This window comes from Pararhizobium sp. O133, from assembly GCF_051669845.1.
Lineage (GTDB): Bacteria > Pseudomonadota > Alphaproteobacteria > Rhizobiales > Rhizobiaceae > Pararhizobium.
Map to the genome: position 1 here is coordinate 734,846 of NZ_CP196426.1, position 15,225 is coordinate 750,070.

The window sequence follows — 15,225 nt, forward strand, 5'->3', positions numbered from 1 at the left end:
CCGCCGATATTGACAGTCGCGCGCGGTGCTTCCACCTTCGGCCGCGACGCATCCGTCACGCTGCATTCATCAGGGCTGGAGATTGGCCGCATGATAAGACATCTGGGGCCGCAGGATCTGGCCATCTTCCGCTCGATCCGGATGGAGGCCTTGCGCCGCGAGCCCACCGCCTTTGCCAGCAGCGCCGAGGATTGGGGGCTGCTGCCGGATGACGAGTGGATGCGGCGGCTCATCACCAATCATGTTTTTGCGAGTTTCGAAGGGGATGAGCCGGTTGGGATCATGGGCCTGGCGCGTCAGAGCGCGACCAAGATGGCGCATCGCGCCACGCTGATCATGGTCTATGTGCGCCGCGACCAGCGCGGCCGGGGGCATGCGAAGGGGCTGCTCGACGCGCTCGTCGGTCATGCCCGCGAATTCGGCATCGCCCAGCTGGAACTGGCCTTGAGCGCCGAAAACCCGGTGGCGCTGCGGTTCTACCGGCGGGAGGGCTTTGCCGAGGTCGGGCGCATTCCGGCGGGCATGCGCCATGAGGGGCGCGAGATCGACGAAATACTGATGGCGCGCCGCATCGACGGCGAACCGGTATCCGGATGAGAAGGCTTACTTGCCGCGGTTGTTGATGTCGTCGTAGGGGATTCGGAAGACCTTGTCGTCCATCGGGATGCCGTTCTTGACGTTGAAGATCATCACCGACGTGTCCTTCTTCTGCGCATCGGTGATCGTCCACTGGCGCAGGTCGTAGGTCTTCGGATCGAACATCAGGGTGATCGTCGAATCGCCGAAAACGCTGCGGTCACCGAGCACGATGGTGATCAGGTCGGCCTCTTCCTTGACGTCGCGTACCATCTTGCCGGTGAGGTCGATTTCATCGGACAGCAGCAACTTCAGCGGTGTCTTGGACAGCGGATAGATGTCCCAGGTCTTCATTTTCTGATTGCCGATGACGACTGACTTGCCGTCGGCGATCACCCGCATCGGCGAGGGGGCGTCATAGTTGAAGCGGATCTTGCCGGGGCGGCTGATGAAGAACTTGCCGCCGGTCTGCTCGCCGCGCGGGCCGAACTGGACGAACTCGCCGCTCATGGTCTTCACCGAGGCGAAATGATCGGCGATCTTCTGGGCGACGGCCGTCTGTGCCCGGGCGGGTTCCAGCGGCAGGCCGATGACGGCAAGCGCTGTCACAACCGCGAGACCACCGACAAAGGCGCGGCGCGACAGGGGCGCAAGCGTGCTGTCCTGTCCAAGGTGGCCGTTTACGGTGTCTGTCATCGCGATCTCCTTCATTTCCAGTGTGATGTGGAGCGCAAGTGCGGCGCCTTCAAGGCGTGACTTGCGCACTTCTTTGCGATTGCCGGTAAGTTCAGCACCCGCTGCCGGGCCGGGCTTGCCGACCGGATATGCCTCCGATGGGGCGGCTGGTCGTGGTCAGTGGTCGCTTTCGGTGGGGACGAGGATCTCGCGCTTGCCGGCATGGTTGGCGGCGCTGATGATACCTTCCTGCTCCATACGCTCGATCAGCGATGCCGCACGGTTGTAGCCGATGCCGAGGCGGCGCTGGACATAGGAGGTCGAGGCCTTGCCGTCGCGCAGCACGACGGCCACCGCCTGATCATAGGGATCGTCGGATTCGGACAGGTTCGACGTGCCGGCTGGACCGCCGCCTTCGCCATCCTCGTCGTCTTCCTCAGTGATCGCGTCGAGATATTGCGGCGAGCCTTGGGTCTTCAGATATTTGACGACGTCCTCGACCTCGGTGTCCGAGACGAACGGACCGTGCACGCGCTGGATACGGCCGCCGCCGGCCATGTAGAGCATGTCGCCCATGCCGAGCAGCTGTTCGGCGCCCTGTTCGCCGAGAATCGTGCGACTGTCGATCTTCGAGGTGACCTGGAAGGAGATGCGGGTCGGGAAATTGGCCTTGATCGTGCCGGTGATGACATCGACCGAGGGGCGCTGCGTCGCCATGATGACATGGATGCCGGCGGCGCGCGCCATCTGCGCCAGGCGCTGCACGGCGCCTTCGATGTCCTTGCCGGCGACCATCATCAGATCGGCCATTTCGTCGATGATGACGACGATATAGGGGATCGGCGCCAAGTCGAATTCTTCGGTCTCGTAGATCGCTTCGCCGGTCTGGCGATCGAAGCCCGTCTGCACGGTGCGGCTCATCACCTCGCCCTTGGCCAGCGCCTGCTCGACGCGGCTGTTGAAGCCGTCGATGTTGCGCACGCCGATCTTGGACATCTTCTTGTAGCGCTCTTCCATCTCGCGCACGGTCCATTTGAGCGCGACGACGGCTTTCTTCGGATCGGTGACGACCGGTGTCAGAAGGTGCGGGATGCCGTCATAGACCGAGAGTTCCAGCATCTTCGGATCGATCATGATCAGGCGGCACTGTTCCGGTTTCAACCGGTAGAGGATCGAAAGGATCATCGTGTTGATGGCGACGGATTTACCCGAGCCGGTGGTGCCTGCGACCAAGAGGTGCGGCATCTTGGCGATGTCGACGATGACCGGCTCGCCGCCAATGGTCTTGCCGAGCGCCATGGCGAGCTTGGTCTTCGAGGTCTCGAAATCGCGCGAGCCGATCAGTTCGCGCAGGTAGACGGTTTCGCGGCGCTGGTTCGGTAGCTCGATGCCGATGGCGTTGCGGCCGGGCACGACGGCGACGCGGGCGGCGATCGCCGACATCGAGCGGGCGATATCGTCGGCAAGGCCGATGACGCGCGACGACTTGATGCCCGGTGCGGGCTCCAGTTCATAGAGGGTGACGACCGGGCCGGGACGCACATGGATGATCTCGCCCTTGACGCCGAAATCCTCCAGCACACCTTCCAGCATGCGGGCATTCTGCTCCAGCGCATCGGCCGACAGCGTTGCGTCACGGGTGACATTCTTCGGCTCGGCGAGGAAGTGCAGCGGCGGCAGGGTGAAATCGTCGTCGTCGGTGACGAAGGAGGACTGTGCCTCGCGCTCCATGCGCTGCCCGGTTTTCGGACGGGGGGCTGCGGGAACGACGCGGGCGGTGGCGGCAGGTTGCGCCGGGGGCTGCTTGCGCGGTGCCGAGACCGGTGCCCAGTTCGAAGGGCCGTCGATATCGTCGTCCTCGTCGTCGGACATGATGCCCGCGGGCAGGCGGCCGGTATCGCGCAGGTCGTCGTCCTCATCGTCGTCGGCGGAAATCGGCGGGGCGGCGACGACGCGGCGCTCGCTGCGATCCAGCGACGGCTCGACCCGCTCGGAACGGGCAATGGCCTTCGGGCGAACGGGTTCGTTCAGCGTGCCGAATTCGTCGGTGTTGAAATCATAGGGCTCGTCATAATGACGTTCCGCCTGTTTGCGCCGGCCGCTGAGGCCGAACAGGCGGCGCATACGGGCATGGGCGGTAAAGCGCATATGGGTGATCGCGCCGGCCAGAACCATGAACAGGCCTTCCGATTCATCGTCCTCCGATTCGTCGCTGACGGTGCGGGCCTTGCTTGGTGCCGCAACCGGTACCGGGATTTCCTCGTCTTCGTCCGGCACGCCGATCAGGCCGGCGCTGTAGACCAGGAAATAGGCTGACGGCAGCGCGAACAGCGCCGCAAGCACCATGCCGAAGGTTCCGGTCGGATAGGCGCCGGTGAAGAGAGCCGGAAAACGCAGGATCATGTCGCCGAACACGCCGCCCAGCCCATTGGGCAGCGGCCAGGTGACGGGGGCAGGCAGGCAGCTGAGTGCGGCGGAAGCCAGCACGGAGCCCCCGAACCAGGCGGCGGCACGCTTGTGAATGCGGCCGAACGGCTTGCTGGTGATCAATACGAGGGCCCAGGCGACGACGGGCAGCAGCGCCACGACGCTGGCAATGCCGAAGAACTGCATGAAGATGTCGGCGAAGGCCGCGCCGGTATATCCAAGGATGTTGGTCGGCGCGTTGTTGGTCGCGTAGGAGAAGCTCGGATCGTTGACGTTCCAGGTCGACAGGGCCGCGACGGCGAAACCCAAGGCGACGAAGAGCGCAAATCCGGCCAGTGCGGCGATCTGTTTCCAGACGAATGTGGAAAGCACAAACTGGTTGGAACGGTTGTCATATACCGCCTGATTGCTTCTGCTCATGGTGACCTGCTGCCTGTTATTCTTCAAATCGCAATGCGCGCATGCTTCGACCGTAAGCTTGGGAGGGTTAAAGTCCTATTAACCTTGACGCTTCGTTTACCGGAAACATGGCCGCAGCGGCCGGGTACCCCCTAGATTTCGGGAGGCAGGCGGAGGGAGAAACGGCGCAAACAAAAAAGCCCGGATACGGGATCCGGGCCAAATGCGGTCCTGCGGGAAGCAAGACCGCGACGGGAAGAGATGCGGAGCCGTTTGTCCGGCTCCGCAAATTGCTCAGGAGTGGTAAGCGGCTTCGCCGTGCGAGGAGAGGTCAAGACCTTCGCGTTCGGCTTCGACGGATACGCGCAGGCCGACGATCAGGTCGACGATCTTGTAAAGGATCGCCGAGCCGATGCCGCACCATGCGAGGGTGACGAGAACGGCGTAGACTTGGGTCATGAACTGGCCGCCCATGGTGACGCCTTCGGCATAGCCGATGCCGCCGAGTGAGGACGAGGCGAAGATGCCGGTTGCCAGCGCGCCGAACAGGCCGCCCACGCCGTGGACGCCGAAAACGTCAGCCGTGTCGTCGTATCCGAACTTGTTCTTTACGACGGAGACGAAGAAGTAGCACAGCGGCGAGACGATCAGGCCCATGACGATGGCGCCCATCGGGCCGACGATGCCGGCGGCAGGCGTGATGGCGACGAGACCGGCGATCATGCCGGATGCAGCGCCGAGCATGGAAGCCTTGCCGCGGGTGAAGGTTTCAACAAGCGACCAGGAAACAATGGCTGCTGCCGTTGCGATGAAGGTGTTGACGGTTGCAAGCATTGCGCCGCCGGAAGCTTCGAGGTTGGAGCCGGCGTTGAAGCCGAACCAGCCGACCCAGAGCATGGCCGCACCGACGAGCGTCAGGGTCATCGAATGCGGAGCCATCATATCCTTGCCGAAGCCGGTGCGCTTGCCGACCATGATCGCGCCGATCAGGCCAGCCACGCCGGCATTGATGTGCACTACCGTGCCGCCAGCGAAGTCGAGGGCGCCCCAGCCGAAGATCAGGCCGTTTGCGTCCCAGACCATGTGGGCGATCGGGAAGTAGACGAAGGTGGCCCACAGGATGCAGAACAGCACGGCGGCCGAGAACTTGATGCGCTCGGCGAATGCGCCGACGATCAGGGCCGGGGTGATGGCCGCGAACGTCATCTGGAACATGATGAAGATATATTCCGGAATGACCGCGTCGGAGAACGTCGCAGCCGTGCTGTCAGGGGTGACGCCTGCGAGGAATAGCTTGGCCGTGCCGCCGAAGAAGGCGGACGTCGAACCACCGAAGGCGAAGGAATAGCCGTAGATGACCCAGACGAGCATCACGGCCGCACCGGCGACAGTGCACTGCATCAGCACCGACAGCATGTTCTTGGCGCGGACCAGGCCGCCGTAGAACAGGCCGAGACCGGGAACCAGCATGAACAGGACCAGGATGGTGCAGAGGAACATGAAAGCGGTGTCGCCCTTGTTCGGGACCGGGGCCACAGCGGCGGCGGCTTCGGTCGCGGCTGGCGCGGCTTCCTGCGCGAATGCGACGATCGGGGCGAGAACCGCCGCGGCCGTGGCGCCGAGGCGTCCGAGAGATGTGGAAAGTTTAAATGAGGACATTGTCAAATAGCTCCCTGAACGGCCGTGACTTACAGCGCTTCTGTGTCGGTTTCGCCGGTACGAATGCGAACGGCATGGTCAATCGAATAGACGAAGATCTTGCCGTCACCGATCTGGCCGGTCTTGGCCGACGCGGCGATCGCCTCAACGGCCTTGTCGACGAGCTCGGAAGAAACGGCGATTTCGATTTTCAGCTTCGGCAGGAAGCTGACGGCATATTCGGTGCCGCGGTAGATTTCCGTGTGTCCCTTCTGGCGCCCGTAGCCCTTCACTTCGGTCACGGTCAGGCCTTGGATGCCAACGGCGGTGAGGGCTTCGCGAACCTCATCGAGCTTGAACGGCTTGATAATGGCCATCACAATTTTCATCTGGTTTCCCATCCTTGTGTTCATCTGCGGCGCGGGGCCGTCTCTCCTTGCCGCTCAGCACAATTCGCCTACGACCGCGCATTCCTATTCAAGGCGCGTGCCAGTTTGGGGCTGGGGCGGTAAGTCACTGAAAAGACATGGAAACGCCACATTCCTCCGAGACCCGGAATGGGAATGTCAAAAAATCGTCAATTTAAATGATGAAAATATAAGCAAAAATAAAAAAGTGGCTGCTTTTTATTCAGATGCCTTTTTCCGGATCAAGCCTTCCTGCGCGACAGAGGCGATCAGCACGCCGGAACGATCGAACAGGCTGCCGCGCGTCATCCCGCGCGCGCCAAACGCGCTCGGGCTGTCCTGGGTATAGAGCACCCAGTCGTCCAGTTTGCAGGGTCGGTGGAACCACATGGAGTGATCAAGACTCGCCACCTGCAGGTCACGGTCGAACACCGAAGTGCCATGCGCATAGAGCGCCGTGTCGAGAAGCGTCATGTCGGAGATATAGGCGAGCACCGCCGCCTGGATGTGGCGCTCGTCGGGAACCGCGCCGGTGGTCTTCACCCAGACGTCCTGGAGCGGTTCGAGCTTGTCACGCGAGAAATAATGTTTCAGCGACACGGGCCGGATCTCGATCGGCCGGGGGCGTTCCCAGTAGCGGCGGATGGCGTCCGGCGCGTTGACCAGGAATTTCTCCTTGATGTCCTGCTCGCCCATCAACGTTTCCGGCGGCGCGACCGTGGGCATGGCGATCTGGTGCTCGAAACCCTCTTCGTCGAACTGGAACGAAGCCGACATGGAAAAGATCGCCTTGCCGTGCTGAATGGCGACGACGCGGCGGGTGGCAAAGCTCGATCCGTCGCGGATGCGGTCGACATCGTAGATGATCGGCACGGCCGGGTCGCCGGGGCGCATGAAATAGGCGTGCAGCGAATGCACATAGCGGCCCTCGCTCACCGTGCGCTGTGCAGCCACCAGCGCCTGGCCGATCACCTGCCCGCCGAAGACGCGTTGCCATCCCACCTGCGGGGAAAGGCCGCGAAACAGGTTCTCTTCCAGCTTCTCCAGATCCAGCGTCTGCAAGAGCACATCCATTGGGGCTGGCATCGGGGCGGGGGCGTCATCGGGGCGCGACATTTCGGCAATCTCCAGCGGTCGGACGTTCCAGAGGTAGGAACGGGCGCATCGTTGATCTATATAACGGGCAGGAAATGCTCAAGGGTGACGGGAGAACGAGAGATGATCGATGTGCTGATTGCAGGCGGCGGTTATGTCGGATTGTCGCTGGCCGTGGCCGTCAAGAAGGCGGCGCCGCATCTGGCTGTAATGCTGATCGATGGCGCGCCGGACAATGCCTGGAAAAAGGACGAGCGCGCCTCGGCGATCATCGCCGCCGCCTCGCAGATGCTCGACGTTCTCGGGCTGTGGAACGAGATCGAGCCGGAAGCCGAGCCGATCAAGCGCATGGTCATCACCGATTCCAACACCGCCGACCCGGTTCGCCCGGTCTTCCTCACCTTCGAGGACGAGGCGGTCGAAGGCCGGCCGTTCGCCCATATGGTGCCGAATGTCGTTCTGGTCGGCGCCTTGCGCAGGGCGGCTGGCGAACTCGGCGTCGAAATCCGCCAATCCACCGTGGCGAAGGATTTCAAGAGCGGCGATCACGCCGTGTCATTGACGCTGTCGGACGATGACGTGCTCGACGCTCGCCTGCTCGTCGCCTGCGACGGCGTGCGCTCGAAACTGCGCGATGTCGCCGGCATCAAGACCGTCGATTTCGATTATGGCCAGTCGGGCATCGTCACGACGGTCGAGCATGAGCGCCCGCACGAGGGCACGGCGGAAGAACATTTCCTGCCGGCCGGCCCGTTCGCGACACTGCCGCTGCGCAACAACCGCTCCTCGCTCGTCTGGACGGAGCGGACCCGCGACGCCGACCGCCTGATCGCCAGCGACGATCTGGTGTTCGAGGAAGAGCTCGAGCGCCGCTTCGGTCACAGGCTCGGCACGCTGAAAGTCGTCGGCGGCCGCCGCGCCTTTCCGCTCGGCCTGACGCTGGCGCGCGATTTCATCGCCCCGCGCTTCGCCCTTGCCGGCGACGCCGCCCATGGCATTCACCCGATCTCCGGCCAGGGCCTCAATCTCGGTTTCAAGGATGTCGCGGCGCTGGCCGAAACCATCGTCGATGCCGACCGTCTCGGTCTCGACATCGGCTCGCTTGCGGTGCTCGAACGCTACCAGAGCTGGCGGCGGTTCGATACGTTCCGCATGGGCGTGACGACGGACGTGCTGAACCGGCTGTTTTCCAACGACATCACCCCGATCCGCGCGCTTCGCGATTTCGGCCTCGGCATCGTCGACCGCCTGCCCTCGGTGAAATCGTTCTTCATCCGGCAGGCTTCTGGGCTTGGCGGGCAGAGCGAACCGAAGCTGCTGGGTGGTTTGCCGATCTGATCGGCTGACTTCGGCAAAGGTCCCAGTTTCTCCGTCATGCCTGTGCTTGTCACAGGCATCCAGCCACCGCGCGTCCGCGCGGTGAGACAACCCATATCGAATATTAAAAAGCTTTTCACGCACGGACGTTGCGTGGCTGGATTTCTGTGACAAGCACAGAAATGACGGGAGTGTGGGGACGCTTCTGAGGGCTTCCCTCAATCCTCGATCTTGCGTGCCTCGGAAATCAGCATGATCGGGATGCCGTCGCGGATGGGGTAGGCGAGGCGGGCCTTTTCCGAGATCAGTTCGTTATCAACAGCGTGGTAGCTTAGCCGGCTCTTGGTCAGCGGGCAGACGAGCAATTCGAGCAGTTTGGGATCGACGCGGCTGGTTCTATCTTCCATGGCCGAGACTTTACTGCAGCATGGTTTCGATGTCGCCAAAATTGCGGGCCAGAACGATCTCGGTAATGGCAATCAGCGTTTCGGCCCGTGTCTTCAGGTCCGGCGCTTCCAGCAGCGCCTGTTTTTCCGCTGGCCCATAGGGCGACATCATCGCCATGGAGTTGACCAGGGTCACATTGCTCGCCCGTTCGACGCTTTCCCAGTCGGCTTCCAGCTTGTTGGCGTCGAGATAGGCCTTGAATGCGGCGAGCAGAGCCGCGCGATCGACCTGCGCCTCGTCGTCGGGGCCGCTCAGGTCGGTGACAAACGGCGCGATGCGGAAGGAGCGGTAGCCTTTCACCTGCGGCATTTCCTCAAATAGCCGGAACCGGCAGATGCCGGTCAGCGAAATGATATAGCGACCATCCTCCATTTCAGCGAACGAGGTGATCCGGCCGACACAGCCGACCTGGCAGAGCGCCTGCACATGCGCCTGGCCTGCCTCGTCGCGAATTTCGCCGAAGGAGGGCTGGATCATGCCGATCAGACGGTTTTTCGTCAGGGCGTCATCGACCATGGCCAGATAACGCGGCTCGAAGATATTCAGCGGCAATTGGGAGCCGGGAAGCAGAAGCACGCCGGTCAGCGGAAAGACCGGAAGCGTTTCCGGCAGGTCCTGAGACTTCAGATATCGTGCATTTCCAACTTGCATGTCTTGCAACACCCCATTGCTCTCAGGCGTTTTTCCGGCGATTTCGGCCCAATCCGTCGCCTATCGACAAAAGATGGAGCGCACGCCTGAAAACTCAAGAGAGGGCGTGCGTGGCGTCAGGAGAACAGGATGGACGACAGCTTGCGCCGCGCCGAAAGCGTGGCCGGATCCATCGGTCCCCAGATGTCGAAAAACTGCAGAAGCTCGCGGCGGGCGCCGTCGTCCTGGAATGTCCGGTCACGCTTCATCACCTGCAGAAGATGGTCGGCGGCGGTCTCCCGGTCGCCCTCGACATTGCGGATCTTGGCGAGCTTGATGCGCGATTCGTGATCGTCCGGATTGGCGGCAAGCACCTGTTCCAACGCATTCGGATCGCCGAGCTTGCGTGCTTCCTCGATCTGGTCGAGCTTTTTGACAACTGCGATCATGCCGGCATCCTTGGCGAGTGCTTCCGGCAGGTCCGTCAGCATTTCGCGCGCCTGCTCCAGGTCGCCGGCGGTGATCAGGCAATTGACCAGACCGGCCAGTGCCACGGCATTTTCAGGCTCGGCCTGCAGCACGGCGCCGAACAGGCCGGCCGCATTCTGCAGGTCGCCCTGTTCCAGCAAGCCCTTGGCTTCGGCAAGCGCCGCTTCGATCTCGGCGGCCTGGTCGTCCACGGCAGGGCCGGCGACCTTGTCGATGAACTGGCGGATCTGGCTTTCCGGCACGGCGCCCATGAAGCCATCGACCGGGCGACCGCCGACAAAGGCGATGACGGCGGGGATCGACTGGATGCCGAGCTGGCCCGCGATCGACGGGTGATCGTCGATGTTCATCTTGACCAGCCGCACGCGTCCCTGCGCTTCCGTCACGACCTTTTCGATGACCGGCGTCAATTGCTTGCAGGGGCCGCACCAGGGGGCCCAGAAATCGACCAGCACCGGTTGGTGGCGGGAAGCTTCCAGCACGTCGCGAGAGAAGGTGGCGGTCGTCGTTTCCTTGATCAGGTCTGCAACGGGCGCGGATGCTGTCGGTGTTGCCGCCGGCGCGCCGCCATAATTGGCCGTCGCCGTCATCTGGCTGCCGTAGGAACCTGAATAGGGATTGTCGCTACCGCTCATCGTGTCTCCTCGCGGACATCGGCGTCCGTCTGACTTCCTTGCGTCAAAGATCGTATGTCAGGCCGTCACTTTCAAGACAAGCGGTTCATGTCCCGTCGCCTCGATAAAGCGCAGGAGGTCCTTCGACGCGATCGAGGTCGTGGCGTCGTTCGACAGCGGATGGCAGTTGACGATCTCGTCGCGCATCAGGTCCTGGTCGATGATGATCTTCACATTCTGGCCGGCATCGTTGATCACGCCGAAGGCGGTGACAGCACCGGGAATGACGCCCAGATATTCCATCAGCTTTTCCGGACGGCCGAACGACACCTTGCTGGTAGCGCCGATGATCGTGTGCACGGTCTTCAGGTCCACGGTCGCATGTTCCTCGACGGTCAGAAGGAAATAATTGTCCTTCTTGTCCTTCACGAACAGGTTCTTGGTGTGCCCGCCCGGGATTTCGTCGCGCAGCGCCACCGATTCGGCCACGGTGAAAACCGGCGCGTGCTGCTTGGTCGTGTGGGTGATACCGAGGCTGTCCAGAAACTGGAACAATTCGTCTTGCGTCTTCGGCTGTGCGTTGCTCATGGCCTGTTCCTTGGGAGTAAAAGTGCCGTCTGCTTTACGGCCAAGCCCAGACAAGCGCAATCGCGTCGATTGCAAAGGCGGTAAAACGCCTTGTTTTCAGGGTCTTGCGACATTTCCGAAAAATTTCTCGGATCCGGCGTCATTTCCCTGTTGCATTTGGAAAATGGCTGGGCCATATAGCGCCCGTCGCCGCAAGCAACAATGCAGCGACGCCACGGTCCACCGACTACCCCCGGACCGAGGTTGATGAGCGGGTGTAGCTCAGGGGTAGAGCACAACCTTGCCAAGGTTGGGGTCGGGCGTTCGAATCGCCTCACCCGCTCCATTTTTTCTCCCGAGAAAAAATTGCCTTGTGCCGCCAAATGAACCACTATCGATTCTGGCGCACGTTTCCGTGTCTGTCGCGGCGAAACTCAAGCTCTGCATCCATGATCGGTAGATGAGTTTCCACGCCAAGCCGAATCGCAAGCCGGCCCATGGATCGGCAAGGCATCGTATGCACATCTTTGCTATTTCTGGACGGTCTGCGTTTTCCGGTCAACCGCGCCCGACATAGGGCATCTGTGTTGCCATGACGGTCATGGTCAGCACATTGGCATCAAGCGGCAGTCCGGCCATGTAGACGACGGCGTCGGCTATGAGATTGGCCGGAATGGTCGGCTCGCTGGCCATCTCGCCATTGGCCTGCAGCACGCCGCCGCTCATGCGGGAGGTCATCTCGGTCGAGGCATTGCCGATATCGATCTGGCCGCAGGCGATGTCGAACGGGCGGCCGTCGAGGGCGGTCGATTTCGTCAGGCCGGCAACCGCATGTTTGGTCGCCGTGTAGGGCGCCGAAAGCGGTCGCGGCGTCGAAGCGGAGATCGAGCCATTGTTGATGATACGGCCGCCACGCGGCGTCTGCGCCTTCATCAGCTTCATCGCCTGCTGGGTGCACAGGAAGGCGCCCGTCAGGTTGGCCGCGACGATGGCGTTCCACTGTTCGAAGGTGATGTCTTCCATCGGCACGGCCGGCAGGCCCATGCCTGCATTGTTGACGAGCAGGTCGAGACGGCCAAAATCATGGGCGACGGTCTTGAACAGCGTGGCGACGGATTGCGGATCTCCGACATCGGCGGCAAAGGCGCGGATCGTGCCGCCCGTTACCTCGGCGATCTCATGCGCGGCCTTCTGCAGAACGTCATAACGGCGGCCGGAAATGACGACGGTAAAGCCGCTTTTCGCCAAGGCCTCGGCAATGGCCCGGCCAACGCCGGTGCCGCCGCCAGTCACAAGTGCGATCTTGCCGTGGTTCCTTGTCGTGTCGGTCATCGTCGCTTCCCTCCCTGAATGCGTTTGATCGCTGCCGTGATCAGCTCTTGGTGAAGACGTAATCCGTTTCCTGCCGCAGCGTCTCGCCCGGCCGCAGGACGCCTTCCGGAAAATTGGCATGATTGACGGCGTCCGGCCAGATCTGGGTTTCCAGGCAGAAGCCGGCGAACGGTCCGTAACGACGGCCTTCGAGCCCCGGCACCGGCACGTCCATCTTGAAGCCGGTATAGAATTGCACGCCCGGCTCCGTCGTGCGGACCTCCAGCGAGACACCGGAATTGATGCTGCGGACGAGTGCGACCGACTGCTTCGGCCCCCGCGCCTCGGCCAGGCAGAAATTGTGGTCGTAGCCAATCTTGTCGCCTTCCAACTGGCGACGCATCGACGTCATGGTGCGCAGGTCGAAGGCGGTTCCCTCGACAGGGCGGACTTCGCCCGTCGGCACCAGCCGCTCGTCCGTCGGCAGATAGTCGTTGGCGGCGATCATCACGTCATGGCCGAGCGCATCGGCGGTGCCGTCGAGGTTGAAATAGCTGTGCTGGCAGACGTTGCAGATCGTCGCGCGATCGGTGCTGCTCTCATAGAGAACATTGAGCACACCACCGTCTTCAAGCGTATAGGTGCAGGTGACGGTGCAATTGCCCGGATAGCCGGCGCGGCCATCGGGATCGGTGATCCGCAGGACCACACGGTTGTCCGCCTGCTCGACGATATCCCAGATGCGCTTGGCCAAGCCGTCGCTGCCGCCATGCAGATGGGTGACGCCGTTCTCGTTGTTTTCCAGCTGGTATTCGGTGCCGTCGATCGAGAAGCGGCCTGCGCCGATGCGGTTGGCGTTGCGGCCCGGCGTCGCGCCGAAATAGGGGGAATGGTCCAGATAATCGTGGAAAGTGTCGAAGCCGAGCACAAGAGGTGCGACATGGCCATCGAGCCGCAGATCCTGGATGACCGAGCCCCAGGTCAGGATATGTGCCGTCAATCCGCCGCCGGTAATGACCACGCGATGCACGGCCTGCCCGGACGGCAGATGGCCGAAAATATCTGTCTGTGTCTGCACGGCCGTTTTCCTCCACTGCCCCGGCGGCAACCTGCGTCATTTCGCTGGGGTCGGCAACCGAAAAGTCATACAATTCACCGCGGCGTTTCCGCTGGCAGTATTTCCTCACCCGTCATTGCCTGAAAGACGCTGCCGGTTGGCTCAAAACGTCTTCTGATAAACGATGAATGGCGTCTTGTCTGCGATCCGATCGTAGAGTTTGCGCGCTGTCGCATTGAAATCCTGGGTCATCCAGTAAACTTCCTCAGCCCGCTCGGCGTTCGCACGCGCATAGACCGCCTCGATCAGAGCCCGACCAATGCCCTGTCCGCGCACTTCCGGATCGGCATAGAGGTCCTGCAAATAGCAGATCGAATGTTCATGCCAGCACGAGCGGTGAAACAGGTAATGCGCAAGGCCGACCGGCTTGCCGTTCAGCACCGCGAGGAAACCCGCATATTCATGCGCCGCCCCGCTCGTGACTCGCGAGAAGGTGAGGGCATGGATGGCTTCCGGCAAGACCGTTTCGTAGAAGGCGAGATAGGCCTTCCACAGACGGTGCCATTCGGTCTCGTCGCTGATCTGGATGGGGCGGATGACAAGATGTGTGCTCACCGTCTGTCCTTCCCGATATCCGCCGGATCATAGGGCGTGGTCTGGTAGATATCGTTGATCCAGTTGCCGAACAGCAGATGTGCGTGGCTGCGCCAGCGGTTCTGCGGCGGCAGGTCCGGGTCGTTGTGCGGGAAATGGTTGTGCGGCATCTTGATCGGCACGCCGGCATCGATGTCGCGGAAATATTCGTCCGACAGCGAGGTCGAGTCATATTCGACATGGTTGAAGACATAGAGCCGGTTGCCCGCCTTCTCGTGCACGAAGCAAACGCCCATCTCCTCGGATTCCATCAGGATTTCAAGCGCGGGCACCTTTTCGATATCGGCGCGGCGCACCTCGGTCCAGCGCGAGACAGGGATCTGGAAATCGTCGGAGAAGCCGGAAAGATAGGGCGAGGATGGATTGAGATTGTGGTGGCGATAGACGCCGAAGGCCTTTTCCCGCAGCGTATGCTTCGGCACGCCGTGGAAATGGTAAATCGCCGCCATTGCGCCCCAGCAGATGTTGAGCGTCGAATGGACATTGGTGTGTGTCCAGTTGAGGATGTCCTGCATTTCGCCCCAATAGGTGACGTCCTCGTATTCCAGCATCTCGACCGGGGCGCCGGTGATGATCAGGCCGTCAAACGTGCGGTGCTTCACCTCTTCCCAGGTTTCGTAGAAGGCCAGCAGGTGTTCTTCCGGCGTGTTCTTGGCCTTGTGACCGCCGAGCCGGATGAGGGAAAACTCGACCTGCAGCGGCGAGGCGCCGACAAGGCGCGCCATCTGCACTTCGGTCTTGATCTTGTTCGGCATGAGGTTGAGCAGCCCGATCTGCAGCGGGCGGATATCCTGACGGATCGCCATGGTTTCGGTCATCACCCGCACGCCCTCTTTGACAAGGGTTTCGAAGGCGGGCAGCGTATCGGGAATCTTGATAGGCATGGACAACACTCGGTCAAACGAACAGGCGGACAAGCCGG

Annotated in this window: 15 protein-coding genes and 1 tRNA gene; 3 read left to right on the forward strand and 13 right to left on the reverse strand. The window is 62.0% G+C overall.

The features are described from left to right. The first annotated feature begins 90 nt into the window (after nt 1–90). The gene (locus tag ACST81_RS03470) at nt 91–597 is read left to right on the forward strand and encodes a GNAT family N-acetyltransferase (RefSeq protein WP_438751446.1); all 507 of its coding nucleotides are present in this window, start codon (nt 91–93) and stop codon (nt 595–597) included. Nucleotides 598–603: 6 nt separating this feature from the next. On the opposite strand, the gene ACST81_RS03475 is transcribed toward ACST81_RS03470, so the two are convergent. From ACST81_RS03475 to tesB, 5 genes are all read right to left on the reverse strand, one after another. Then, nucleotides 604–1,272, reverse strand: a complete 669-nt coding sequence (locus tag ACST81_RS03475; RefSeq protein WP_438751448.1) for an outer-membrane lipoprotein carrier protein LolA — start codon at nt 1,270–1,272, stop codon at nt 604–606. 156 nt (nt 1,273–1,428) lie between these two features. Beyond that, complete coding sequence (locus ACST81_RS03480; RefSeq protein ID WP_438751449.1) at nt 1,429–4,098, reverse strand: DNA translocase FtsK; 2,670 nt, start codon at nt 4,096–4,098, stop codon at nt 1,429–1,431. 273 nt (nt 4,099–4,371) lie between these two features. Next, nucleotides 4,372–5,736, reverse strand: a complete 1,365-nt coding sequence (locus tag ACST81_RS03485; protein WP_438751451.1) for an ammonium transporter — start codon at nt 5,734–5,736, stop codon at nt 4,372–4,374. A gap of 29 nt (nt 5,737–5,765) precedes the next feature. Then, nucleotides 5,766–6,116, reverse strand: a complete 351-nt coding sequence (locus tag ACST81_RS03490; RefSeq protein WP_438751452.1) for a P-II family nitrogen regulator — start codon at nt 6,114–6,116, stop codon at nt 5,766–5,768. A 225-nt stretch (nt 6,117–6,341) separates the two neighbouring features. Beyond that, nucleotides 6,342–7,238 (reverse strand): acyl-CoA thioesterase II, encoded by an 897-nt coding sequence (gene tesB / locus ACST81_RS03495; RefSeq protein WP_438751453.1) that lies wholly within the window; start codon nt 7,236–7,238, stop codon nt 6,342–6,344. A 102-nt stretch (nt 7,239–7,340) separates the two neighbouring features. Here tesB and ACST81_RS03500 point away from each other — a divergent pair, with 102 nt between their 5' ends. After that, a complete protein-coding gene (locus tag ACST81_RS03500) occupies nt 7,341–8,555 on the forward strand; it encodes a ubiquinone biosynthesis hydroxylase (RefSeq protein WP_438751454.1) in 1,215 nt (404 codons plus the stop codon). Between the two features lie 197 nt (nt 8,556–8,752). On the opposite strand, the gene ACST81_RS03505 is transcribed toward ACST81_RS03500, so the two are convergent. The 4 genes from ACST81_RS03505 to ACST81_RS03520 all read right to left on the reverse strand — a co-directional run bounded on the left by ACST81_RS03505 (nt 8,753) and on the right by ACST81_RS03520 (nt 11,302). Further along, on the reverse strand, nt 8,753–8,941 hold the full coding sequence (locus ACST81_RS03505; protein WP_438751455.1) for a Trm112 family protein: 189 nt from the start codon (nt 8,939–8,941) through the stop codon (nt 8,753–8,755). 10 nt (nt 8,942–8,951) lie between these two features. Continuing rightward, on the reverse strand, nt 8,952–9,632 hold the full coding sequence (locus tag ACST81_RS03510; RefSeq protein WP_438751456.1) for an LON peptidase substrate-binding domain-containing protein: 681 nt from the start codon (nt 9,630–9,632) through the stop codon (nt 8,952–8,954). A 116-nt stretch (nt 9,633–9,748) separates the two neighbouring features. Further along, a complete protein-coding gene (gene trxA, locus ACST81_RS03515; protein ID WP_438751457.1) occupies nt 9,749–10,735 on the reverse strand; it encodes a thioredoxin in 987 nt (328 codons plus the stop codon). Between the two features lie 57 nt (nt 10,736–10,792). Further along, the gene (locus ACST81_RS03520) at nt 10,793–11,302 is read right to left on the reverse strand and encodes a prolyl-tRNA synthetase associated domain-containing protein (RefSeq protein WP_438751458.1); all 510 of its coding nucleotides are present in this window, start codon (nt 11,300–11,302) and stop codon (nt 10,793–10,795) included. A 250-nt stretch (nt 11,303–11,552) separates the two neighbouring features. Here ACST81_RS03520 and ACST81_RS03525 point away from each other — a divergent pair. Further along, nucleotides 11,553–11,627 (forward strand) — tRNA-Gly (locus tag ACST81_RS03525). Between the two features lie 212 nt (nt 11,628–11,839). On the opposite strand, the gene ACST81_RS03530 is transcribed toward ACST81_RS03525, so the two are convergent. The 4 genes from ACST81_RS03530 to metA all read right to left on the reverse strand — a co-directional run bounded on the left by ACST81_RS03530 (nt 11,840) and on the right by metA (nt 15,187). After that, on the reverse strand, nt 11,840–12,613 hold the full coding sequence (locus tag ACST81_RS03530) for an SDR family oxidoreductase (protein ID WP_438751459.1): 774 nt from the start codon (nt 12,611–12,613) through the stop codon (nt 11,840–11,842). A gap of 40 nt (nt 12,614–12,653) precedes the next feature. Next, nucleotides 12,654–13,670, reverse strand: coding sequence for an aldose epimerase family protein (locus tag ACST81_RS03535; protein ID WP_438751460.1), 1,017 nt, complete (start codon nt 13,668–13,670; stop codon nt 12,654–12,656). A gap of 141 nt (nt 13,671–13,811) precedes the next feature. Continuing rightward, on the reverse strand, nt 13,812–14,264 hold the full coding sequence (locus ACST81_RS03540) for a GNAT family N-acetyltransferase (protein ID WP_438751461.1): 453 nt from the start codon (nt 14,262–14,264) through the stop codon (nt 13,812–13,814). Further along, nucleotides 14,261–15,187 carry a homoserine O-acetyltransferase MetA gene (gene metA, locus ACST81_RS03545; RefSeq protein WP_438751462.1) on the reverse strand — a complete coding sequence of 309 codons (927 nt, stop codon included), beginning with the start codon at nt 15,185–15,187 and terminating at the stop codon, nt 14,261–14,263. The genes ACST81_RS03540 and metA overlap by 4 nt, the downstream gene beginning before the upstream one ends. Nucleotides 15,188–15,225: the final 38 nt, after the last annotated feature.